General features: G+C 40.0%; 20 protein-coding genes and 1 pseudogene. 9 read left to right on the top strand and 12 right to left on the bottom strand.

Going from position 1 to position 22,302, the window contains the following annotated elements:
* Window positions 1-17 precede the first annotated feature (17 nt).
* Window positions 18-1,031 carry an alpha/beta hydrolase gene (locus AC4MDD_RS07775; RefSeq protein ID WP_491882515.1) on the bottom strand — a complete coding sequence of 338 codons (1,014 nt, stop codon included), beginning with the start codon at window positions 1,029-1,031 and terminating at the stop codon, window positions 18-20.
* A gap of 302 nt (window positions 1,032-1,333) precedes the next feature.
* Here AC4MDD_RS07775 and AC4MDD_RS07770 point away from each other — a divergent pair, with 302 nt between their 5' ends.
* Both AC4MDD_RS07770 and AC4MDD_RS07765 read left to right on the top strand, forming a co-directional pair.
* Entirely contained in the window at window positions 1,334-1,777 is a 444-nt protein-coding gene (locus AC4MDD_RS07770; RefSeq protein WP_178927977.1) for a universal stress protein, read from the top strand.
* A gap of 73 nt (window positions 1,778-1,850) precedes the next feature.
* Window positions 1,851-2,294 (top strand): universal stress protein, encoded by a 444-nt coding sequence (locus tag AC4MDD_RS07765; RefSeq protein WP_005401174.1) that lies wholly within the window; start codon window positions 1,851-1,853, stop codon window positions 2,292-2,294.
* Window positions 2,295-2,361: 67 nt separating this feature from the next.
* On the opposite strand, the gene AC4MDD_RS07760 is transcribed toward AC4MDD_RS07765, so the two are convergent.
* Both AC4MDD_RS07760 and pepN read right to left on the bottom strand, forming a co-directional pair.
* Entirely contained in the window at window positions 2,362-2,577 is a 216-nt protein-coding gene (locus AC4MDD_RS07760) for a hypothetical protein (RefSeq protein WP_004696898.1), read from the bottom strand.
* A gap of 248 nt (window positions 2,578-2,825) precedes the next feature.
* A complete protein-coding gene (pepN, locus tag AC4MDD_RS07755; protein WP_491882514.1) occupies window positions 2,826-5,435 on the bottom strand; it encodes an aminopeptidase N in 2,610 nt (869 codons plus the stop codon).
* A 423-nt stretch (window positions 5,436-5,858) separates the two neighbouring features.
* Here pepN and AC4MDD_RS07750 point away from each other — a divergent pair, with 423 nt between their 5' ends.
* The 3 genes from AC4MDD_RS07750 to thiM all read left to right on the top strand — a co-directional run bounded on the left by AC4MDD_RS07750 (window position 5,859) and on the right by thiM (window position 8,353).
* A complete protein-coding gene (locus tag AC4MDD_RS07750) occupies window positions 5,859-6,116 on the top strand; it encodes a hypothetical protein (protein ID WP_279689963.1) in 258 nt (85 codons plus the stop codon).
* A gap of 186 nt (window positions 6,117-6,302) precedes the next feature.
* A complete protein-coding gene (locus tag AC4MDD_RS07745) occupies window positions 6,303-7,466 on the top strand; it encodes a hypothetical protein (RefSeq protein WP_491882513.1) in 1,164 nt (387 codons plus the stop codon).
* Window positions 7,467-7,477: 11 nt separating this feature from the next.
* Window positions 7,478-8,353 (top strand): hydroxyethylthiazole kinase, encoded by an 876-nt coding sequence (gene thiM / locus AC4MDD_RS07740; protein WP_491882512.1) that lies wholly within the window; start codon window positions 7,478-7,480, stop codon window positions 8,351-8,353.
* A gap of 24 nt (window positions 8,354-8,377) precedes the next feature.
* On the opposite strand, the gene AC4MDD_RS07735 is transcribed toward thiM, so the two are convergent.
* Window positions 8,378-8,998 (bottom strand): hypothetical protein, encoded by a 621-nt coding sequence (locus AC4MDD_RS07735; RefSeq protein ID WP_491882511.1) that lies wholly within the window; start codon window positions 8,996-8,998, stop codon window positions 8,378-8,380.
* Between the two features lie 242 nt (window positions 8,999-9,240).
* Complete coding sequence (locus AC4MDD_RS07730; RefSeq protein ID WP_004696888.1) at window positions 9,241-10,767, bottom strand: TerC family protein; 1,527 nt, start codon at window positions 10,765-10,767, stop codon at window positions 9,241-9,243.
* A gap of 539 nt (window positions 10,768-11,306) precedes the next feature.
* Here AC4MDD_RS07730 and AC4MDD_RS07725 point away from each other — a divergent pair.
* Complete coding sequence (locus tag AC4MDD_RS07725; protein ID WP_491882510.1) at window positions 11,307-11,624, top strand: hypothetical protein; 318 nt, start codon at window positions 11,307-11,309, stop codon at window positions 11,622-11,624.
* A 153-nt stretch (window positions 11,625-11,777) separates the two neighbouring features.
* Window positions 11,778-12,242: a MarR family winged helix-turn-helix transcriptional regulator gene (locus AC4MDD_RS07720; protein ID WP_491882509.1), complete on the top strand. Its 465-nt coding sequence runs from the start codon at window positions 11,778-11,780 to the stop codon at window positions 12,240-12,242.
* A gap of 5 nt (window positions 12,243-12,247) precedes the next feature.
* Here the strand turns inward: AC4MDD_RS07720 and AC4MDD_RS07715 are convergent.
* The 4 genes and pseudogenes from AC4MDD_RS07715 to AC4MDD_RS07700 form a co-directional block, all read right to left on the bottom strand.
* Window positions 12,248-12,910, bottom strand: a pseudogene (locus AC4MDD_RS07715) (SOS response-associated peptidase family protein).
* Between the two features lie 260 nt (window positions 12,911-13,170).
* The gene (locus AC4MDD_RS07710; RefSeq protein ID WP_491882508.1) at window positions 13,171-15,333 is read right to left on the bottom strand and encodes a malate synthase G; all 2,163 of its coding nucleotides are present in this window, start codon (window positions 15,331-15,333) and stop codon (window positions 13,171-13,173) included.
* 362 nt (window positions 15,334-15,695) lie between these two features.
* Window positions 15,696-16,847, bottom strand: coding sequence for a cell division protein ZapE (gene zapE, locus AC4MDD_RS07705; protein WP_004696878.1), 1,152 nt, complete (start codon window positions 16,845-16,847; stop codon window positions 15,696-15,698).
* An 85-nt stretch (window positions 16,848-16,932) separates the two neighbouring features.
* On the bottom strand, window positions 16,933-17,940 hold the full coding sequence (locus AC4MDD_RS07700; protein WP_491882507.1) for an AraC family transcriptional regulator: 1,008 nt from the start codon (window positions 17,938-17,940) through the stop codon (window positions 16,933-16,935).
* Between the two features lie 148 nt (window positions 17,941-18,088).
* Here AC4MDD_RS07700 and AC4MDD_RS07695 point away from each other — a divergent pair, with 148 nt between their 5' ends.
* Together AC4MDD_RS07695 and AC4MDD_RS07690 are read left to right on the top strand one after the other, a co-directional pair.
* Window positions 18,089-19,594 carry a flavin-containing monooxygenase gene (locus tag AC4MDD_RS07695; RefSeq protein WP_491882506.1) on the top strand — a complete coding sequence of 502 codons (1,506 nt, stop codon included), beginning with the start codon at window positions 18,089-18,091 and terminating at the stop codon, window positions 19,592-19,594.
* A gap of 45 nt (window positions 19,595-19,639) precedes the next feature.
* Window positions 19,640-20,548 (top strand): LysO family transporter, encoded by a 909-nt coding sequence (locus AC4MDD_RS07690; RefSeq protein ID WP_491882505.1) that lies wholly within the window; start codon window positions 19,640-19,642, stop codon window positions 20,546-20,548.
* Window positions 20,549-20,675: 127 nt separating this feature from the next.
* Here the strand turns inward: AC4MDD_RS07690 and pyrF are convergent, their stop codons facing one another.
* The 3 genes from pyrF to AC4MDD_RS07675 all read right to left on the bottom strand — a co-directional run bounded on the left by pyrF (window position 20,676) and on the right by AC4MDD_RS07675 (window position 22,283).
* Window positions 20,676-21,356, bottom strand: coding sequence for an orotidine-5'-phosphate decarboxylase (gene pyrF / locus AC4MDD_RS07685; protein ID WP_491882504.1), 681 nt, complete (start codon window positions 21,354-21,356; stop codon window positions 20,676-20,678).
* A 238-nt stretch (window positions 21,357-21,594) separates the two neighbouring features.
* Window positions 21,595-21,960 carry a lipopolysaccharide assembly protein LapA domain-containing protein gene (locus AC4MDD_RS07680; RefSeq protein ID WP_004696867.1) on the bottom strand — a complete coding sequence of 122 codons (366 nt, stop codon included), beginning with the start codon at window positions 21,958-21,960 and terminating at the stop codon, window positions 21,595-21,597.
* Between the two features lie 17 nt (window positions 21,961-21,977).
* A complete protein-coding gene (locus tag AC4MDD_RS07675; protein WP_004696865.1) occupies window positions 21,978-22,283 on the bottom strand; it encodes an integration host factor subunit beta in 306 nt (101 codons plus the stop codon).
* Between the last annotated feature and the right edge of the window lie 19 nt (window positions 22,284-22,302).

The raw sequence follows: 22,302 nt of genomic DNA, 5'->3' as shown, positions 1-22,302 counted from the left end.
TCTTTCTGTATACTTTTTTATTTTGTTTCAGTCGGCCTTGAGGTTTGCTTTATAAAATCAATGGTTCGATCAAAGGTGATCTGACTCGCTTGTTTGCTCATCATGAACTGATATTCATGCACCAAAAACTCCTTAGAGTCTGGATAAAAAGCTTCCGTGACTGCAACTTGATGCAGCTTCAACACCTCGACGAAAGGTAAAGACTGGCTCTTGGTTAAAAAGTCTTTATTTCCCCCACTGATAAAGACAGGTGGATACTGTGATGTAATATGTTCACTGGTTGAAATCGACTTTAAAAAAGCTGCATCCTCTTTACGCTCTCCTGTATACGCTTGAACCAAGTTATAAACGCCCCATTCAATGAACCTGAGTTCCTCAGGAGCGGTGTTCACAAAGCGATATAAGTCATAAATACCACAATGCAAAATTAGCCCTTTAAGCTGTTTCGGCTGAATGCTCGGCTTAAAATTGGATGCTTGAGCAAATGCGGGATTCGTCAAAAGTGCAGCATAATGACTGGCAATATTGGCTCCAGCAGAGTCTCCTGCTAGATACAGCTGGTTCGGGTTAATATGATACTGAGCAGCATTCAATTGTAAGAAATTCAGTGCATGATCGACTTGCTGTAACTGAGTGGGATAAATAGCCTCAGGTGCAAACTGATACTCTACCGAGACCACGTTAAAGCCTTGATTGGCCAAAAGTTTGAAATAACCTCGCGCATGCTCTTTTGACCCCGAAACCCACCCGCCGCCATGAATCCAAACCACCGTGGGCACTGTGTTTAATTGCTCAATATTTTGGGGTTGATAGATGTCAACATTCAGCTCAGGACTAGCTTGATATGGAATATTATTATGTACGATGACATCGGGAGGAGCAAAACGATCCAGCATTTTCATTTGAATACTGGTTGCTGTGTTAAATGTACCCGCAATCAGTTTGGTGTTCTTTTCTACACTTTGACACGCGCTCAATAGCACAATCATGAAAACAGTACTAAGTACTTTTATTATTGATTGAAAAATCATACTGTTCGGCTCTCCCCTTTTTTCAAATGATTCTAATACAATCTCTATCACACCGCATGATTAAACAGGTCTCATTTCAGCCTCATTTAAACACTAGAAGCACCTTTTAAAGAATATTGCTTTAAATCTGAAACTTGAGTTTTTTACTCAACATTTTGGACACGTAAATTGGCTGTTTTTTGAATTATTTTCTTTAAATTTCATGAATTTTCAATTTTTAGCCCGATCAAAATTGAACATTTAATGGCAGTGTGTTATCAATAAATTAAGAACTAAATCTTATACAAAAAGGAGTCCCTCTGATGGCTTACCAACATATTTTAGTCCCTGTTGACGGTTCACAAATTTCTTTTTCTGCGGTGAAACAAGCGGCTGAAATTGCCAAAGTTTTTGACAGTCAACTCACATTAATTAGCTTAGTCGCTGAAGACCCACTCAAAGATGCTGATTTTTACTATACTTCTCCAATCATGAAAGACTATTTCATACAAGCCTACAACAATGCTGAGAAAGCCCTTCAGGATGCGGTTCAAATTGCACAAGAACAAGGTGTGACAGCTCAGTCTAAAATCATCAAAGGTGAAGTCTCTGAAGATGCTGTGGTCGAAGCAGCCGCTTCACTAAAAAATGACTTGATTGTGATGGGTTCACATGGCCGTAAAGGCTTTCAAAAATTCCTATTAGGCAGCTTTGCTCAAGATGTTCTCAAGTCTACTGAGCTCCCAGTTCTCATTGTTAAAGCTTAATCAACCATAACGCGTCTTTATGTGAGCTGATTTCGCATGTACTGCAAAAAGACGTACCCTTAAGGAGAAAATAATGAGCTACAAACACATTTTGGTTGCCGTCGATGAATCCCCGATGTCTTATGCTGCTGTTGAACAAGCACTTGAGTTGGCCAAAGATTTAAATAGTCGTGTAACGCTCATGAGTGTGATTGCGGTCGATCCATTTGTCGGTGTCGACTTCTATAAAGTTGCACCAGCCATCACCGACTATTTCCTACATGCTGAAAAAGTCGCTCAAGAACGTTTAGCCGAAGTAAAGCTCTCATTTGACCGTGATGAAATTGAGGTGGATACCAAAGTGATTCGCGGCATCTCTCCTTCTGAAGGTATTATTCATGTGGCCGATGAAGTCGGTGCAGACCTGATTTTGATGGGCTCACATGGCCGTACAGGCTTTAAAAAGATGATGTTAGGTAGTGTGGCGCAAAATGTTCTCACACAGTCTCCGATACCTGTGCTGATCGTAAAAGTTTAAGTATTGTTTTAAACAAAAAAGACTGCCGAAGCAGTCTTTTTTTGTTTGGCAGAACTTGTTCACTTTATTAGCTTTTACTAATCTGCTGATGCAAATTTTGCAAATAATGCTCTGCTGCCGACTGTTGCATAAAAGTTTTTTGAAATAACCCCGAAGCCTGATGGTTATGCGGGCTATATTCAACATTGACTTGAAATGTTCCCAGTTCAGCACTTTTCGCAATACGAATAGCAATAATATGAACGGTATTTAAATAAAACCCATCTTCAATTTTAACTAACATATCTGTTTACACTCTACATGTTTGTGTGCCCAATAGCCTGTATACAGAAGCCGAAAAAATACAGAATATTGAGCTAATCATCTGTTATGCCATAACATTATACCCATAAAATGCGATTCAATTCACACTATTCACATGAATGTTCATTATTTAGAAAAATACCAATGTGAGCTCTTCATGCTGTCATTCTTCAGTTCGCATAAAAAAAAGCCAGTCTACTGACTGGCTTTTTTTTATGCGAAGATCAGTTAAATACTTAACATACTGCTTAAAGTTTCACTGACATTTTTAGATTTCACTTGTGGTTTTAAAGCCTCAAGCTTCGCTTTCACTTCGCTACGCTGTGGCTCTGCCAATGTGTACCAACGTGACAAAACCTGAAGTAAACGAGAACCAACTATTGGGTTTTTCTCATCTAAATATTTTGCCAGTCCAATGAAATGATCCACACCAAAACTCCATGTGTTCACTGGGTTTGCATTTAAGCCACCACTCACAGAACGAATACGGTTCGGCACGCCCAAATCATAATCGACATGAGAAGTGAGGTATTGAATGGTTTCCGTCGTAGCACAAGGATGTGCCGCTTGAAGTGTGAACCACTGATCTAGTGACAAAGCCTCATCTTTAAAACGTAGATAAAAGTCACGTAAAGCCGCTTCTGCTTGCGGTGCATCATTCCAAACCAAGACACGTAGGGCACCTAAACGTTCAGACATATTGGCTGTAGCTTCATATTGCTGATATGCCAGCTCAAAAGCGGTTTCATCACCTTGACGCGCCATCATACTGAGCATGATGTTTTTCAGCGCACGGACACCCATGGCTTGTGAGAACTCTTTTTGCAAATCTGGGTCTAAAGCCAAATAAGTGTCTTTACAGAACTCACCTAACTCACGTGCTAGTTTTTCAATTAAAGCATTACGCTGTTCTTTAATCTTCGCTGGTTCGTAGTCAGTGTCGATACGACTACCCAAATAACCTTCACTTGGTACATCAAATAAACGTGATGCCAAGAGTGGATCTTGTTCAACAAGATCTGGCAGTGTGTTTTTAATGGCTTGAATATAAATATGCGCATCATGACCATTGAGTAAAATACGCTCAAGCAGCTTTTGCGTTGCTTGCCATTGGTTAAAACCATTGTTTTCGTATTGAATCAGGAACGCCAACTCTTCATCGGTATAGTTAAATTCTAAGTTGACGGGCGCAGAAAAATTACGCAGTAATGACACGACAGGTTTCGTGCTTAAACCGCTAAACACAATGCTGGCTTGATCTTGATCGAAAAGATACACACCGTCTTTGACGGCATTTTCAAATAAATTGTCTGAGTTTAAAACCAATTGCTCACCTGTTGCAGCATCGAACAGCGCTAAAGCGACAGGGATTGGAACAGCTTTTAGATTCGGATACTTAGGATGTGCTTTTAAACTTTGCTTAAAATTTAAGGTATAAGTTTGTGCAGCAGCATCATAATGACCTTCCGCTTCTAACTTTGGTGTACCCGGTTGGTTATACCATGTTAAGAAGTTGGATAAATCTACGCCTGAACCTGCGGTTAAAGCAGCTACCCAGTCTTCAACGGTCACGGCTTGACCATCATGGCGTTCAAAGTATTCATCAGTTCCTTTACGGAATTTTTCTTTGCCTAATAAGGTTGCCATCATGCGGTTAATTTCCGCACCTTTTTCATAGACCGTTGCAGTATAAAAGTTATTGATTTCCACAAAATGGTCTGGACGCGGTGGATGAGACAATGGGCCTGAATCTTCTGGGAACTGATGCGCTTTGAGTACCGCAACATCGTCAATACGTTGAACCGCAGCAGACTGCAAATCTTCTGAGAAAGATTGATCACGGAAAACCGTTAAGCCTTCTTTTAAACACAATTGGAACCAATCACGGCAAGTAATGCGGTTACCTGTCCAGTTATGGAAGTATTCATGGGCAATGACCGACTGTACACGCATGATCGCGGCATCTGTCGTATATTCTTCATCTGCCAAAACACATGACGTGTTAAAAATGTTGAGACCTTTATTTTCCATCGCACCCATGTTGAAAGCACTGGTAGCCACAATCATATAGTTGTCTAAATCATAGGGACGACCATAGTGTTCTTCATCCCAACGCATTGAATGCTTTAAGGCTTCCATCGCAATATGACATTTCGGAATATCTTTTTCTTCGGCATAAATTTCCAAAGCCACATCACGGCCTTCAGAGGTCACATAACGATCTTTTAAAACCGCCAAATCACCAATCACACAAGCAAACAAATACGCTGGTTTTTTGGTTGGATCTTGCCAAATGGTATAGTGACGACCTTCGCCTGCCTCGCCCGCTTCAATCAAGTTACCATTGGCAAGGAGCACTGGATATTTTTTATCGGCTTCTACACGTGTGGTGAAAACTGAAAGGACATCAGGACGGTCTGGGTAAAAGGTAATTTTACGGAATCCTTCAGGCTCATTTTGGGTAACAAACAAATCTGATGCGGCTTGGTATAAGCCTTCAAGTTGTGTATTTGACTCAGGATGAATGATCACCGATGTCTCAAGCTTGATCTGATTTGGTGCATTACGAATCACCAACTGCTCAGTATCAAGCACATATTGCTTTTGGCTGAGTTGCTGACCATTCAGCACCAAACTTTTCAGCTCTAAATCACGCCCAAGTAAAACCAAATCACCCTCAGTTTGGCGCGTCAGCTCCAGTACAGCATCAACTTGGCTATGCTCATCATAGACTTGAATATCGAGGTGAATGCTGTCTACTAAAAAAGATGGTTTTTGATAGTCTTTTAAATAGACGGTTTGATCTGCTTCAATAATTGGATTTGCCGCAATATTCATGTCATGTCCTAATGCTATTGGTCTACAGCTTTATATTGTGTATGTTTTGATCATACGACAAGTTTGCCATGCTGTCTGTGTATGTTGAATGATATTTATATGGGCACGTTGAATAGGCTTTTCAATTCTATTTGTCTTATCCCGCTCATATGATTGCACCAAGTGAATAAGAAACAGTCAACGCCCTTATCGTGCCGTGCTTGTATAGCAATATTTGCACCAGCCTTTAGACTTGCTCAGTACCATTAGCTCTCCGCCATTCAAACGCTGAGAAACTTAAAGACATCGATAAAATATAAAGCCAGCTCTTTTCAAATATCTAACTTAATTTTCAAATCGGCTACATTTTGTGCACAGTTTTTGCTTGTATCTAAATATGCATAGCGCATGATAAAACTTAAGCAAAACAAATAGAGGTGTGAGATGTACTTAAAAGACCATATCGTCCGCGTCGAAAATATAAAAATGCTGCAAGCAATGCATGCTGCAAAAATTGATCATAAAGTCATTGCCCTGTTCATGAGCTGTGAAGGAATGCCTTTACAAGCCCACGATGTCAGCAGCATTTTAAATCACTACGACACACTGGGGAGTAAAAAATTGCCAAGCAAAAAAGTTCAAGCCATGATTGAAGCTAAAAAATTAGGTATGGAACATGACTCTCTACCTTGCCCCGTTTAAATTCTACTTCTACAAAAAATACGGTGCATGCCGTATTTTTTTCGCCCTATATTCGCCACTGCGTTGCTTCACCCGTCTAGTGTTTACAAAGCACCTCTGCTTGTTCAATTACACTGCAATTTACAACGCCTTTCTGAAATTTTAGCGTGTATAATTTGATAAAATCCTGAGTTTCAAATTCATCTTATGTCGCTTCAAATTTTGCACAAACAACTTGATGAAAGCACGCCTTGTCCACTTTGTCAGGCGGCCATGTTTTGGGTGGATGCTGAACAATACGACAAAGAAATTAACTTTCATGAATGTAGCCACTGCCAACATCGTGTTTTTAGCAATTCAAATCTAAATTGCCACTGCGACAGTTGCTTAGCACAGCGCAAAAAAATATTGAAAGAAACTCGTCAGCAAGAACAGCGTAAATCCAAAACCAAAACCAAGGACATTTATGAGTTTGAACTGGGTCAACTCAGTTTTATGCATAAATTATTTTTATTGTCCCTGTTAGATGACTACGCACAAGAACATACACAACATCAAGAATTTATTGATTGGGAACAGATCAAATATTTTAGCATCACCCCCAATTATCTGTTTCAAAATAGTCTCGTCAAACAATTGGTAAAAGAACAAATCCTCGTTGCCAAAGATTTTGCCAGTGAAGCCCATCAGTATTATATTAATGTACGTTTGGACGGCTATTCTGAACCTAGCCTATTTAGTGTTACGCAGCAATTACGTTATTGGTTTTATGAAAATCTTAGCCTTGGTGTGCCTTTTAAGACCGCGGATGAAGTCAAAAATGCCTTGTACCAATTGCTCTATCAGGAAATTATCCAATTTATGCAGTTTTACTGCCGTACTTGGGGCATTCAAATTGCGGGAAATAACAGTTTCCAAGTGATTTGTTATCGTTTACTCGATGTACTCGCAGTCGGACAAATTTATTATTTAATCCAAACTGCATTGGAGTATTTATATCAACGGAAAGCCTTACAACCCAGAAATGAAAACTTTATTAACACCAACTTGTTGAAAAAAACTTTACAACAATACCGTGAACGCAGTGTGGCTGAAAAATGGGAAACTTCAACGCTGCCTCGACCGCATAACCTACCATTCAGCAAAATGAGCGAAGTCTTATTTTTCCGCTTTTTAGGCTATGACGAAGCCATTTTCTTCCAGCCTATCTCTCGTTCATGGCAAAAAATTGAACCACGTTTAAGCTTCTATTCACAAAAACGCTGTATGTACTGCGGTTCAAATGAACTCACTGTAGACTATGATGCTGACCAATATGTGACTTTATTTTGTCGCAAATGTAAGCATCAAGACCACTATTTCACCAAATAAGGGCACCCACTATGACCCAGCTTTTAGACCTGTCCTTGCTTAACACAAAACAATCGATTCAAGACCAAACCGATGTCTTGGTGGCATATGTTGCTGAAGCTTGGACTGCCCTGCAAACGCAACAACCTTTGGTGCAATGTATCACCAACAGTGTGGCTGCCAATTATGCAGCGAACGTTTTATTGGCTGCGGGGGCCTCACCTGCCATGATTGATAATCCCTTTGAGGCGGAAAGTTTCACCCGTATTAGTGCAGCGCTCAGTATTAACCTAGGTACACCGACATCTGAACAAATGCAAGCCATGCAAATCTCGGCACAAACCGCACAGCAGCAAAACATACCTTGGGTATTAGACCCTGTAGGATATGGGCCATTTTTAAAATGGCGCTCTGAAATGGTAGATCAGCTTTTAGCTTTTCAACCCACCGTTATTCGTGGCAATGCATCGGAAATCAGCACACTTGCAGGGAACCAGATCGAAACCAAAGGCGTTGACAGTACAGCAAGCAGTGCCGATGTCTACCATCAAGCAAAAACACTTTTAGCACAGGCTGAAGTCATTGCCATTTCTGGCGAGTCTGACTATATTCTCTCAAAACAACTTGATGCTGTAATCCAAGTCAATGGTGGTTCGCATTTACAACCCAAAATTACAGCTACGGGTTGTGCCCTTGGTGCCTTGATCGCAGCCTATAGCGCAGTCACCAATCCTGTCATTGCAGCGCTGTCTGCGCATGTCCACTTTGCCATTGCGGGGCAACTTGCTTATGCCCGAAGCCAAAGCACAGGAAGTTTTAATGTAGCGTTTATGGATCAAATTCATCAAATGAAAGCTGAAACCATTTATGAATATGCGGATATACAGCTTATCCATACCTCAGCCTAAATAAAGCATGGCGAGGGTTGCTGCTTAGGCAACTTCTCGCCCTAAAAACACGTTCATCGCCGCTTCTAGCAGAGTCAACAAATCTAATTTACAAATGCACATTAAGCCCATACCAATAAAATAATCAGGCGTATGTTGCATATAAAAGTTGATATGACGACTGGCTCGATTTCGAAGCCGAATCAATTGTTCAGGCGTGGTCTGCGGCAGTACACATGGATGCACAAACACATCATCACTGCGCTGTTGCACATTCACATGACGGTTTTGTATGAGATCAAGAACCTGTAAATAATCCTCAGGCATTGGCACTTCTGCACGTGGATAAAAACGTTTTGAACGTGAAGCAAACAGCCGATATACTTTTGGCTGCATCAAACTCGAAACAAACCATAACTGACGCGTAGGATATTTTAAACGATAACCTAAAGTTACTCGAATTGCAGATAAAAGTGTTCTGTTTTGATTTCGGTAGTCAGGTAAAAAAGCTGCACGCGAGCTAAGAATATATAAGGGTTGATGCAGTTCTGCTGGGATTGCATTTGGGAAAATTTGTCGATCAAAATTTTCAAGCTCTTCAAATAGTACTTGTTTTTTCTCTACTGAAAGCTTTTTAAAATCAACGACCTTTTCCATAAGTTGCATGAAGTGTTTCCGTTCTTATTTTGATCACTTGTTTTACTGCTATAGTCTAAATGCAATGCTTTGATGATCACAGGGATAGAAAAAACTGTCTTCACCAAACCGATAGCGTCAAGGACCAAATACGACAGCCAAATTGCGGGCATAGAATAACTGCTTTTTATTTAAGTGCATAGCGCTTATTTTATAAGCAGAAAAAATGCCAGCACGAGGCTGACATTTTTCTCACAATCTATTTTGCATGATTAAGCAGTACGATAAGTAATATTTACTGTCTTAATTCGGTTTGAATCTAATTCAAGTACTTCAAAGTGAACACCTCGATAGTCCAGTTGAGTTCCAACGTGTACATCACCGTGAGTTTTATCTAGGATTAAACCTGCAACACTGATATAGCCAGCATCTTCTTCAACTAAGTCGATCATCCCGAGTTCCAGTTCCAACTGATATAAATCCAGCATGCCTGTCGCCTTCCACGTCTGATCATCAACCTTCACCAAATCAAGTTGCTCATCGGCATCGGGGAATTCACCAGCAATCGCTTCAAATACGTCAAGTGGTGAAACAAGGCCCTGCACATTACCAAACTCATCGCTCACCAAGACCAATGAACCTTTAGACGTTCTTAGCGTATTTATCGCATCAATAACTTTCATTTTTTCAAAAATGTAAATTGGACGATGACGTTTGATCAGGTCTTTTAATTGCTCTTCATCATCTAAGACATCAAGCAATTCTTTGGCGCGCGCAATACTGATCACTTTATCCAAACTACCGCGGCACACAGGAAATAAACTGTGCGGCACAGACAGTACCTGTTCACGAATTTTCTCAGGTGAATCATCAAGATTGACCCACGAAATTTGACTACGCGGTGTCATGATCGACGCGACCGAACGTTCAGCCAATGTCAGTACACCGCCAATCATATAACGCTCTTCATCCGCAAAAGTTTCTTGCGCTTGAAGCTGATCAGGGTCTTCAGCTTGGAGCTTGCCACCCATGAGTTTCAAAATAGAATCCGCAGTACGATGACGCAATGGAATTTTCGCTTCATGTTTTGCCGCATTGCGCTCACCAAATTGGTTAAAGGCTTCAATCGCAATGGCAACACCAATACCCGAATAGATATAACCTTTAGGAATGTGGAAGCCGAAACCTTCCGCAATCAGGCTGATACCAATCAACAGTAAGAAGCTTAAACACAAGATGACCACAGTCGGATGACGATTTACAAAAGTCATTAATGGTTTTGACGCCAACAGCATGACCACCATGGCAACGACCATAGCCACCATCATCACATTAATGTTGTCGACCATACCAATCGCGGTAATCACCGAATCCAGTGAGAACACCGCGTCAAGGATCACAATCTGTGCCACAACTGCGGTGAAACCTGCGTAGACCACATTGGTGGTCAACTTAACTTCGGGCTTACCTTCAATTTTTTCATGCAATTCGGTAACGGCTTTATAGACTAGGAATAAGCCACCAAATAAAAGAATCAGATCTCGCCCAGAGAATGTCCAATCTAAGACAGTAATCAGCGGTCGAGTCAACGTGACTAACCAAGTGATGATAAACAACAAGCCCAAGCGCATTAAAAGTGCAAGCGAAAGACCAATGACACGCGCTTTATCGCGTTGCTCAGGGGGAAGTTTTTCAGCCAAAATGGCAATAAAGACTAGGTTATCAATACCTAAAACAATTTCTAATATAATAAGCGTAAGTAAACTTACCCATATTCCCGGATCTAATAAAAATTCCATTATTTTATTACCCCAGAATTATGTTTCTGTTTTAAAAGCATAGACCTGCGCGGCGACGGATCCATATTTGTGACCTGTTCAACTAAAGATGAAATAATTATGCCTGAGATGTTTGGTTTGTAATAATTTTTTTATGGTTTTTAACAAATTTTTAATATTCGACCACTTATTATGCAAAAAATACATAAAAATATCGAAATCTCTGTTCGAAATTTTGTCACTTAATGCCAATTGTCGCATTCTATAAAGATTAGACTCCACGGTCATTTTTTAGTTTTTCTAATTAAACACATCTCAAATAAAACACAATTTATTGTTTTTATTTAATTATTTATTTTAATAATAGTTAAAAAATATCAATTCACTACATTTATGATTTCTATAAATGACACTTTTTGTTAAAAACACTAGTTCACAAATCCATTTTTTTCACTAAAATGAAACACGACCAGCATTGTTGTAAAAGTGGTCAATTACCCAAACCAAGGATGCGCGGATTGACAATCCGATCAAAGTAATCGAAGACAGGATTCATCGCTATGAACAATGAAAAAGCATTGACCTTCAATAAGACGTCAAAAATGCTTGCCAATACTAGCTATGAAGGCGCATATCTGCATTTAGACTCCTCATTTGATCAGCATCAAGTTAAAGTTGTGGTTTCGCATAATAACCAAAAGTTTGAAATGCACTTGCCTATCGTTCTACAGGACGGTGTTCCCATGGCTAAACTCTCTTTAGATTCTCACCAGAATGCTGAAGTCGAAGATGAAGTTTTACAATTTGCACAAAGTATTGTGAGCTTCCATCAAGATAAAGACGGCTATACCCTGTCTCTTTTAAACAGCCACGCTTAACTTTTCTTAATTACTGGCAAAGACTATCCATTAACAGATTTCCTTTATGATGACAAATCCAGTAATTTTGTATTGATAAGTGTATGAGTGTTCACATAAAATGTGTTCAAATGATCTATAAAATAAAAATACGATTCACGGGGAATCCGTCACATGACCAAAAAGTACAGTAAGTTCCTACCAGGTTCTGAAGATTTTTCTTTAGAAAGTTTTCCATTTTACTGGGTAACGCAAGTACATGCACAGTATGTACTCAATGTCGATCACGCTTTAAAAAAGTATGGTTTAGATAACTCACGTCGTCGTATTTTACTGGCTCTAAACTCAAAGCCACATGCCAGTGTTTCTGATTTATCTGACATGGTGGTCTCTAAAATGTCGACAACCACCAAAATTGTTTATCGCTTAAAGGATGAAGGATTGGTTGAAACTTATTCTTGTGAAGATGATGCACGTATTACCCGTGTTCTTCTCACCGAAAAAGGTGTTGAAATGACCAATAAGATTAATGATCTCACCAGTGTTGTGCTTGAGCAATCATTTGAAGGCTTAACACCTTTGCAAATTGAAAAAATGATGGAAAGCTTAAAACACGTGTTTAAAAATTTAGCTCGCTAAACCGCTTAAAAGTCGAAAAAGTTGAGTTGGGGACTCTCTTTTTCGACTTTTATTTTCGGCACATGTGAACATTCAAACTCTTCAACAGGAAAGCCTTGTCCAAAGGATTGAATATTCGGTGATTTCCAGCTGAGCCACTCCTCTAAGCGTTCATGTGGAATCACGATCACTGAGCGCTTCACATCCCCCGGCTAATGAAACTCCCGCATCATTGGATGATCTATCGCGTTCATCGTAAGCATGGTGGCTGAACGCACCACCTCACCTGCTATACGACAGATTTCATAAAGTGCGGCAACAAAAATAACCTGCCCATCCCGTCGTCTAACACCCCATCTCTGCGGCTTTTGCTCTATATATTTTGACTCATAAAATTCAAAAACGGGAATCACCCCAAACTGATATTTTGAAGTCGCTTCAATAAAACTGGCCTTTTGCAGAAGCGTCTCACTTCGAGCATTATAGGTTTTGCTTGCAATGCTCTTATCTTCTGCCCATTTCGGTATTAAGCCAAAATGTACCTTACGCCACTCAAATCCTAAATTTGATTTGAACAATAAAGGCAACTCATAACCAGGGTAGACTTCGTCCACATAATCAAACGGAATTTCAGGTAGACCGAACTGTTGTATTTGAGCAAGGGTTAGAGGTTTAAAATTAGCGCACATGGATTTTCATCCAACTTGATGGTTAACAATAGTATGACGAGCTTTATATAGTGAATTGTATAAGGCTTTTATCCGCAGCGTCTAGTTGAGATACTTATTTAGCCCTACGCTTAAATCCATTCATAGCCTTGAGCACGTGCCAATCTATAGATCACTATTACCCAAAATTAAATCAGTCTTATTGTTTTCCTCTATAGATACAGTAGGACTTATTTCAGCCAATAAAAAAGCCTCCGAAGAGGCTTTTTTCGATTTACAGATTAGTCACCTGTATAACCTTTTAACTTCAAACGTGCAGCATGCAGAAGTGGTTCTGTATAACCTGATGGCTGCTCACCACCCTTAAACACAAGGTCATAAGCTGCTTTGTATGCATAACCATCGAAGCTTGGCGCCATAGGTGTGTAAAGTGGATCGTTTGCGTTTTGCTCATCAACGATTTTCGCCATACGCTGCATCACTTCTTCAACTTGCGCAGCAGATACGATGCCATGACGCAACCAGTTTGCAACGTGTTGAGATGAAATACGTAAAGTTGCACGGTCTTCCATTAAACCCACGTTGTTGATGTCTGGAACTTTCGAACAACCCACACCCAAGTCAACCCAACGCACAACATAACCCAAGATCCCTTGAAGATTATTTTCAAGCTCTTTGGTTTTCTCTTCTTCAGTCCAGTTGGTATCTGTTGCTAAAGGCGGTGTTAACAAATCATCTAATGATAAAGGCTGAGTATTCAATAATTCTTTTTGACGCTCAGACACGTTGCACTGGTGGTAGTGAATCGCGTGAATGACAGCACCAGATGGAGATGGAACCCATGCACAGCTTGCGCCCGCTTCTGGATGTTCAATCTTGGTTTTATACATGTCTAAAAGCATATCTGGTTTTGGCCACATGCCTTTACCAATTTGTGCTTTACCACGTAAGCCCGCTTGAAGACCGATCATCACGTTACGGTTTTCATATGCTGGGAACCAAATTTGTGATTTCACTTCGCCCTTGCGAACGAATGGACCTGCTTCCATAAAGGTATGGATTTCATCACCTGTACGGTCCATAAAACCTGTATTAATGAAGATCGTACGGTCTTTTGCTTGCGCAATACAGTTTTTCAAGTTTACAGAAGTACGACGCTCTTCATCCATGATACCGATTTTTAAAGTTTTTGCAGGCAAGCCAAGCGCTTGTTCTGAACGCTCAAACAATTCAACAGCAAAAGCAACTTCTTCAGGACCATGCATTTTTGGCTTAACGATGTACATAGAACCTTTACGAGAGTTCTTGTTTTCGTTTTCACCTTTAATGTCTGCAAAAGACAAAAGCGGAGTGATTAATGCATCCATGATACCTTCGTAGATTTCAGCACCATCTACAAGAATCGCAGGGTTGGTCATAAGATGACCCACGTTACGAAGAAGCATCAATGAACGACCATGAAGTTTTGTTTCACCGCCAATCAAGTTTTTGTGCGTACGGTCTTTATTCAAAGTACGCGTAACAGTTTTACCATTTTTCTCGATAGACTCTGAAAGCGTACCCTTCATCAAACCTAACCAGTTACGGTAGCCTTCAACTTTCTCTTCTGCATCTACAGCAGCGATCGAATCTTCTAAGTCTTGAATTGTGGTTAAAGCAGACTCAAGTACTAAATCTTTTACGCCAGCCGCATCTGTTTTACCAATTGGGCTGTTCGCATCAACTTCAATCACAACGTGTAGGCCGTTGTTTAAAAGTACGATTTCTGTTGGAGCAGATTCTTCGCCATTAAAACCAACAAATTGTGCTTCTTTAGCCAAAGTCGATGTTGAACCGTCTTTTAACGTCACAACTAACTTTTTGCCTTCAACTGCATATTTTGTCGCATCAGCATGCGAACCATTTGCTAATGGGAAGGTTTCATTTAAGAAGTTTTTAGCAAATGCAATAACTTTGTCGCCACGTATAGGGTTATAGCCTTTACCTTTTTCCGCGCCACCGTCTTCTGGGATCACGTCAAAACCGTAAAGTGCGTCGTATAAAGAGCCCCAACGTGCGTTTGCAGCATTTAAGCAGTAACGTGCATTACGCACAGGTACTACCAATTGCGCACCAGCCAATAATGCGATTTCTTCATCTACATTTTCTGTGCTGATTTGGAAATCTTCTACTTCTGGTACTAAGTAGCCAATTTCAGTAAGGAAAGCTTTGTAAGCTTCGAGTTCAAATTTGTTGTTGCGGTGCCATTCATCGATCTTCGCTTGAATATCGTCACGCTTAGCCAATAGTGCTTTGTTCTTTGGGCTAAGATCGACAACGACTTGTTCAAAGTTTTTCCAGTAAGTTTCACTGTCCAAACCTGAACCTGGAAGTGCTTCATTTTCGATGAAATCGTAAAGTTCTTTAGCAATCGCTAACTTGCCTTTTTGAATACGTGCAGTCATTGTCTTTCCTGATATTGCTACTTTTTATACAAGAGATTCTAGTATACCGATTTAAACTTGGCTGAATAGTAATATCACTGTGCGAAATAGTGATCATTTTTTATTTAATAAAGTATACAAACTACCAAATAAAATACAGCTCAAGGCACAAGCATTATCAATTTACAAAATGCTCTTTAGTAGTTTATTAAGTTTTTGAAATGCCGAAATTAGACTTAAGTGCAGTTTTGTATATTTTTTACACTTAAAACCAATATTCTCCCTATTTTCAATCCTGATTAAGCCATGATTATTCAAAAAAGTCGATAAATTAATCGATGAAAATGCACATAAAAAAAGCACCCTTTTGGGTGCTTATATTTTTAAATTTCTTCTTGTTGTTTACTTGCTTCAGCTTGTATTTGTCGATGCGCTTCATTCAAGTAATCATCTGATTGCATTTCCAATAAACGTGAACGCGTGCGTTCAATTTCAAAGGCTAATTTATCACCAGAGTACAAATCGATAATTGTATCTTCTGAGGTTAAAATCAGTTTTACCCCACGGTCATAAAACTCATCGACCAGATAAATAAAACGACGTGTGCCTTCAGAAAGATAATCGGTCAAATGCGGAACATTACTCACCAACACCGTATTATAAATATTTGCAATTTCGATAAAGTCAGCAGGACTACGGGGTTTTAAACACAGCTCTGAATACTCACACCATAAAACATCTTCAGTATGCCCGACCGTTTCTACAATACGATTATTAATAATAATCGGCTCATCTGAAATGGTTTGAGTCTGTGTCAATGCGCTAAAACGCTGTGCGATCCAGCGTTGGTGCTCATGTGTTAAAGGTGATTTAAAGAGTTGCGCTTGCTTTAAAACACGCAAACGGTAGTCCACGCCTGCATCTACATTTAAAATCACACACTGCTGTTTCACCATTTCAATGGTTGGAATGAAACGATCACGGTGAATGCCGTTTTTATATAAACCATCTGGCGCAATGTTTGAGGTTGCCACCAAGGTAATGCCACGTGCAAAAAGCTTTTGGAACAAATCACTAAGAATCATGGCATCCGTCACATTCGAGACGAAGAACTCATCGAAACAAATAACCACTGCTTCTTTATAAATTTGATCCGCAACTGCATCTAAAGGGTTACGCTGACCTGAAAGCTTGTTGAGCTCACGATGTACATGTTGCATAAAATGGTGAAAGTGCATCCGTGTTTTACGACGAAATGGAATTGAGTCATAAAACTGATCCATCAACCATGTTTTACCACGGCCTACGCCACCCCACATATATACACCACGTGGAGAAGTTTGACGGCGGAAACGACGGAATGCTTTTTTAGATGCCTTAAAACGTTGAATTAATTCATGCCAAACGCGATCCAGCTCATGAACGGCCTGAGCTTGTGCCTCATCAGACATGAACTGCCCGGATGCTAAGGCTTGAGCATAACGCTCTGCAGGAGATAAGGGACTGAATGCGGTAGGTGAATTAAAATCTGACATATCATTTAATACTGTTTTTAGGCTATATCAATTATAGCGGAGTGGAAAAGTTAATATATAACACTTTGGCATAATTATGCTTAGGCTATTTCCCATATTGTCGTGGACTGTAACCAAACCACCGTTTAAATGCATGATTAAAGGCTGCAGGCTCCGAGTAACCCAATAACTCTGCAATCATTTCAATGGAATATTCCTGATATTCCATCAAATGTAGTGCACGATCTTTCATTAATTGCTCACGAATTTGTTTATAACTGCTATTTAACTGTTGCAACTGATGTCTTAAGGTTCGCTCGGGCAAATTCAACGCTTGCGCGGTTTCAGCCATGGTCGGCAGTAAACCTCGTTGCAACTCCAAATAATCTTGTACACGTTGAATCAGACTCGGTTGCTCTGCCGTTTCTTCCAAACGTTGTAATTCCGCCTGACATTTGCCTGCATAAACGTTAAATGTCATCAAATCTGCTGAAGGAATTGGTACATTTAAGACCCATTCATCAAACCAAAATTCAGCTTGCTGCGTACCAAAACTCACTTGTTGACCATAAACCTGCTGATAGAGCGCCAGTTTTTTCGCATCTTCAGGTCGTGTAACAGGTAAAGTAATTCGAACCTCAGGCATCTCCAGCCCAATCATCTTATAAATATCTTGCAAAAACTTATAGGTTCCCGCTATTTCAGAATGTGCACGCAACTGTCCCACAGACGTTTGTAGGTCCCGCGGTAGATAACATAGTGCGACTTGATCATTTTGTTTTTTCAAACCCAATAAGCCACTCAAATGCGTCAAACTTTGATAGCGAATACCTTGTTCTAACGCGGTATGTGTCGTTGGACTGGTCATCAATAACATCAGTAAAGGGCCATATCCTGCCAAGACATAATGCTGACCAATAAACAAGCCTTGCTCAGGCTCAATATCCTCTGCAATGATTTTCAAAATATCCCACTCTAGAGCAGGATGAATGATCGCATTCGGATCAAGCGACTCCACACGTAAGCCAATGCTTTGTAACTTTTGATCGACTGCGACTCCTGCTTTACGCATTCCTTGAATCAAATACATCAAGCCAAGTACAGAACGTTTCATAATCAATTAAAAGCAAAATATTGGCCTATGTTTTACTACAGCCACCTAGCGTACAACAATTGCCGAATCTATCAATTTTCTTGTCAAGGCTATCATAGATCTTCTGGATAGTTGCTCTACAATAAAGTAAAACAAAAAGGAAAAACAAATGCAGGCAGCAAATTCAACAACCCCACAGGTAAAAATCGCCATTATTGGTGCAGGTTTTGGTGGCTTAGCGATGGCTATTCGCCTTTTGCAAAATAATATTCGTGATTTTGTAATTTTGGAAAAAGCCAGTGAAATAGGTGGCACATGGCGTGAAAACCAATATCCGGGCGCTGCTTGTGATGTACAGTCACACCTCTATTCTTTGTCTTTTTCACCCAAGACCGACTGGTCTAAACGTTATGCTGAAGCACCTGAAATTTATCAATACATGCAAACACTTACCGCTGAACATCAATTGCAGCCTTATATCCGCTTTAACACCGAAGTGTGTGCTGCACATTACTTAGACAATCAGTGTTTATGGCAACTCACCCTTAATCAAAATGAAACTCTGACCGCTCAATTTGTTATTTTCGCATCTGGTCCACTGCATGTACCGCAAATTCCGTGTATTTCGGGTATCGAGAAATTTAAAGGCAAAGTTTTCCATTCATCACAGTGGGATCATAACTATGACCTCAGCAATAAAAATGTTGCCTCTATTGGCACTGGGGGTAGCGCGATTCAATATATTCCTGAAATTGCAGAAAAAGTGAAGCAACTCTACGTACTACAAAGGACAGCTGCATGGGTTATTCCTCGGGATGAACGTCGTTATTTACCGATTGAGAAAACACTGTTTAATCGATTTGATTGGTTTCGAAAAATTCATCGAGCTCGTCTGTATTGGACAAATGAATCTCGTGTAGTTCCCATTATGAAACCACAGGTCATGAAATATGCACAAAAACTAGCAGAAGCGTATATTCACCATCAAGTCAAAGACCCTGAAACCGCAGATAAGCTGATTCCCAACTATATTATGGGTTGTAAACGCATCTTGGTCTCCAACAAATATTATCCAAGCTTCAACCGTAAAAATGTGGAGTTGGTTACCAATGATATTTTGGAATTAACTGAGGACAGTATCATCACCAAAGATGGGAAGAAGCGTGCAATTGACTGCCTCATCTATGGCACAGGTTTTGTGACTGACCCACGTATTTATCTTAAATCCTTTAGCTGTACAGGGCTGAATCATGTTGAGCTTACAGACGCATGGCAAGACGGGGCCGAAAGTTACTATGGAATTAGCACCAAAGGTTTCCCAAACTTATTTCAGCTTTTAGGGCCCAATACAGTCTTAGGTCATAACTCAGTTATTTTTATGATTGAGTCACAAGTAAATTACATTCTACAGCTCGTCGAGATGGCAGAAAAAACCCAATCTCAAGCAATCATTGTGAAAGCAGATATTCAAGACCAATTTAATCAGCATTTACAAAGTAAATTTACAGATACCATTTGGCAATCTGGCTGTGTCAGCTGGTATCAACAAGCGGACGGGAAAAATTTCTCTTTATGGCCCAGCTATACATGGAAGTATTGGCTAAAAACACGAAAAGCCAATCCAGCAGACTATCGTTTTTTAAATTCTAAGCAAGATAGTCAAGCAATAAATTAAGATCGCGGTCATAATAAGTTAGTATTTTTTCACACTTTATTTGACATGCAATCGTTTTGGTTGATTTTTCAGCTTCTTATTTGTTTAGCACTTGGATTTGTTTTGGCACGCCGTTTACCCAAATGGCTTGAACGACTTTCCTTTCAAATCCTACCCTATTTTACGTATATTCTCTTAATCTCAATTGCGATTGAGTTTTCAACGACTTTGCATAGCATTGCCGAACCTTGGCAGATACTCAATCATGCAGCACTTTTAGCAGTTATGACCAGTATCGGTGCTTTTGTCTGTTGTTACATATTATTTAAACTTTTGGGCTATCAACCGAGTCATGGCAAAGTATCCATGAGCCTTGTGAGCAAATCATTAATCAATATCAGTTATGCATTTATCGCACTGGCCTTAGGTTATGGCTTGGCAGAGCTATCTTCAGGTTTCGGTTATACCCTTCATATCAGTACATGGAACTTGTTACTGGTTTTCATGTTCCTGATCGGGCTTGATTTAGCCTATTCCCCACTAGATCGCTCATGGTTGAACTGGCAAATCCTGCTCGTTCCACTTGGTTGTATTCTGGGTTCAATTATCGGGGCGTTTGTAACGGCCTATTTTGTGCCGAGCATTCAACTAAAAGACTTGATTATGTTATCTCAAGGTTATGGTTTCTACTCCATGACCGGCATTGTGGTCACGGAGTTAAAGAATGCACATTTAGGCAGTATTGCTCTGATGAATGATTTGTTCAGAGAAATTTTTGCGATTGTGTTTATGTACATCATTGGCTGGCGTTACCCTCGCTCTGCGATTTCATCTGCAGGAGCTACAGCAATGGATGTCACCCTACCGATGGTCAAACAAGCCTGTGGGAATGACTTTATTCCACATGCCATGGTGAGCGGTTTCATCCTGTCAGTTTTGGCACCGATTGTTGTCAGTGTATTGGCGGCTCTGTAAAGCATGGTGCTCTATTCAATTCTGTCTTTTTATTTTGCTATTGCCACTTCGCTCACCAACAATTCTTTTTAAAATTTAATCCATAATAAAGCCTTTCAAATGAAAGGCTTTTTAGATTTCTAGTCGCTTAAAGCGTCGCTAAAATATCTTTGAGCATCTGACATGGGTTTGCAGACTGTGTAATTGGTCGACCAATCACTAGATGTGTTGCACCGTCTAACATTGCCTGTTTTGGCGTTACGATACGCTTTTGGTCATCAGCACTTGAGCCCTCAGGGCGAATGCCCGGTGTTACCAATGCAAACTCTGAACCCAAAGCCTCACGCAGCATTTTTGCTTCTTGCGCTGAACATACCACACCATCTAAACCACTATCTTTAGTCAGTTTTGCTAAACGTTTGACTTGTTCAAATGGTTCAATATCCAAACCAATATCGGCTAAATCTTCACGGCCCATCGAGGTTAACACCGTTACTGCTATCAGTTGAGTATTATAATTGCCAGCCTTTAAGCGCTCAACACAGGTTTCCATCATTTTACGGCCACCTGAAGCATGGACGTTTACCATCCAAACCCCCATATCTGCAGCAGCACATACCGCTTGCGCAGTCGTATTTGGAATATCGTGAAATTTTAGATCTAGAAAGACTTCAAAGCCTTCACCATGTAAAGCTTTAACAATAGATGAGCCTTCATGGGTAAATAATTCTTTACCGACTTTTACACGGCATAATTGAGGGTCTAATTGCCCAGCAATCGTCATTGCCTCATAATGACTTTTTGCATCTAAAGCAACAATAATACTCATGGGGAGACCCTTCAAACTCACAAAATTAAGGCATTATACGGATTAAGCCTAAAACGACCAAGACTATTTTTCTAAAAACCATTTAAAATTCAAACTAAGTTCTTTATTCATATGCTTTTTATATAGTTATCAATATTTTAAAGCACAATAAAAAACGCCTTTGGCTATATATCCAAAGGCGTTTAAATCAAACTTGCTTCAATACTTCTAAGATAGAAATCTTACTTCATATTGTGGCTTAAAGCGGTGTAGATGGACGATCATTAGGATTGATATCTAACACTGTTTTTTCATGTCTTGTATGTGCTGCAGCTTCAGCAGCAGCCAACTGAGCGGATTGAATCTGCTCTTTACGAAGGTGATCAATGTCTTTACGTAGTCGCTTAATTTCCCAACCTTTCTGGAATACACGAAATACCTGAACACCAATTAACAAACCCAACACAATCCCTAAAGCCATTGTTAATAATAACAATAGGCCTAAACGCATTGCTGGAACCTGTATAAACAACAGATCAACGGTTAGCTCAGTTCCGTTTTGTAGCACTAAAGCTAGGCAGTAGCCAAACAGTACAATTAATAATGCGAATAATACGTAACGCATAAGCACCCCAATAAATTTTATTCGCCTGCAGTCTCGTTTACTGCATCACGTAATGCTTTACCTGGTTTGAAATGTGGAACAGCTTTAGCAGCCACTTCTACCGACTTACCCGTTTTAGGATTACGCCCAACACGAGGTTCACGGTGATGGAGTGCAAAACTACCAAAACCACGAATTTCAATACGATTATCAGAAGACAAAGATGCAATCATTTGATCAATCATAATCTTAACAGCTTCTTCCACTAATGGCTCTGCTAAGTGCGGGTTTTTAAGAGAAATACGCTCTATTAAGTCAGACTTATTAAGTGCTTCAGTAGTCATCTGCGACCTCTTTAATTAT

This window comes from Acinetobacter sp. CAU_H_29a_1, assembly GCF_058599505.1.
Note: the sequence above shows the minus strand (reverse complement) of the source record. Positions and strands in the feature narration are given on the sequence as shown.

What these genes read in the sequence shown, in the direction of transcription:
- AC4MDD_RS07775 (WP_491882515.1), bottom strand. Translation starts at nt 1,031, where the DNA reads ATGATTTTTCAATCAATAATAAAAGTACTTAGTACTGTTTTCATGATT.
- AC4MDD_RS07770 (WP_178927977.1), top strand. Translation starts at nt 1,334, where the DNA reads ATGGCTTACCAACATATTTTAGTCCCTGTTGACGGTTCACAAATTTCT.
- AC4MDD_RS07765 (WP_005401174.1), top strand. Translation starts at nt 1,851, where the DNA reads ATGAGCTACAAACACATTTTGGTTGCCGTCGATGAATCCCCGATGTCT.
- AC4MDD_RS07760 (WP_004696898.1), bottom strand. Translation starts at nt 2,577, where the DNA reads ATGTTAGTTAAAATTGAAGATGGGTTTTATTTAAATACCGTTCATATT.
- pepN (WP_491882514.1), bottom strand. Translation starts at nt 5,435, where the DNA reads ATGAATATTGCGGCAAATCCAATTATTGAAGCAGATCAAACCGTCTAT.
- AC4MDD_RS07750 (WP_279689963.1), top strand. Translation starts at nt 5,859, where the DNA reads ATGTACTTAAAAGACCATATCGTCCGCGTCGAAAATATAAAAATGCTG.
- AC4MDD_RS07745 (WP_491882513.1), top strand. Translation starts at nt 6,303, where the DNA reads ATGTCGCTTCAAATTTTGCACAAACAACTTGATGAAAGCACGCCTTGT.
- thiM (WP_491882512.1), top strand. Translation starts at nt 7,478, where the DNA reads ATGACCCAGCTTTTAGACCTGTCCTTGCTTAACACAAAACAATCGATT.
- AC4MDD_RS07735 (WP_491882511.1), bottom strand. Translation starts at nt 8,998, where the DNA reads ATGCAACTTATGGAAAAGGTCGTTGATTTTAAAAAGCTTTCAGTAGAG.
- AC4MDD_RS07730 (WP_004696888.1), bottom strand. Translation starts at nt 10,767, where the DNA reads ATGGAATTTTTATTAGATCCGGGAATATGGGTAAGTTTACTTACGCTT.
- AC4MDD_RS07725 (WP_491882510.1), top strand. Translation starts at nt 11,307, where the DNA reads ATGAACAATGAAAAAGCATTGACCTTCAATAAGACGTCAAAAATGCTT.
- AC4MDD_RS07720 (WP_491882509.1), top strand. Translation starts at nt 11,778, where the DNA reads ATGACCAAAAAGTACAGTAAGTTCCTACCAGGTTCTGAAGATTTTTCT.
- AC4MDD_RS07710 (WP_491882508.1), bottom strand. Translation starts at nt 15,333, where the DNA reads ATGACTGCACGTATTCAAAAAGGCAAGTTAGCGATTGCTAAAGAACTT.
- zapE (WP_004696878.1), bottom strand. Translation starts at nt 16,847, where the DNA reads ATGTCAGATTTTAATTCACCTACCGCATTCAGTCCCTTATCTCCTGCA.
- AC4MDD_RS07700 (WP_491882507.1), bottom strand. Translation starts at nt 17,940, where the DNA reads ATGAAACGTTCTGTACTTGGCTTGATGTATTTGATTCAAGGAATGCGT.
- AC4MDD_RS07695 (WP_491882506.1), top strand. Translation starts at nt 18,089, where the DNA reads ATGCAGGCAGCAAATTCAACAACCCCACAGGTAAAAATCGCCATTATT.
- AC4MDD_RS07690 (WP_491882505.1), top strand. Translation starts at nt 19,640, where the DNA reads ATGCAATCGTTTTGGTTGATTTTTCAGCTTCTTATTTGTTTAGCACTT.
- pyrF (WP_491882504.1), bottom strand. Translation starts at nt 21,356, where the DNA reads ATGAGTATTATTGTTGCTTTAGATGCAAAAAGTCATTATGAGGCAATG.
- AC4MDD_RS07680 (WP_004696867.1), bottom strand. Translation starts at nt 21,960, where the DNA reads ATGCGTTACGTATTATTCGCATTATTAATTGTACTGTTTGGCTACTGC.
- AC4MDD_RS07675 (WP_004696865.1), bottom strand. Translation starts at nt 22,283, where the DNA reads ATGACTACTGAAGCACTTAATAAGTCTGACTTAATAGAGCGTATTTCT.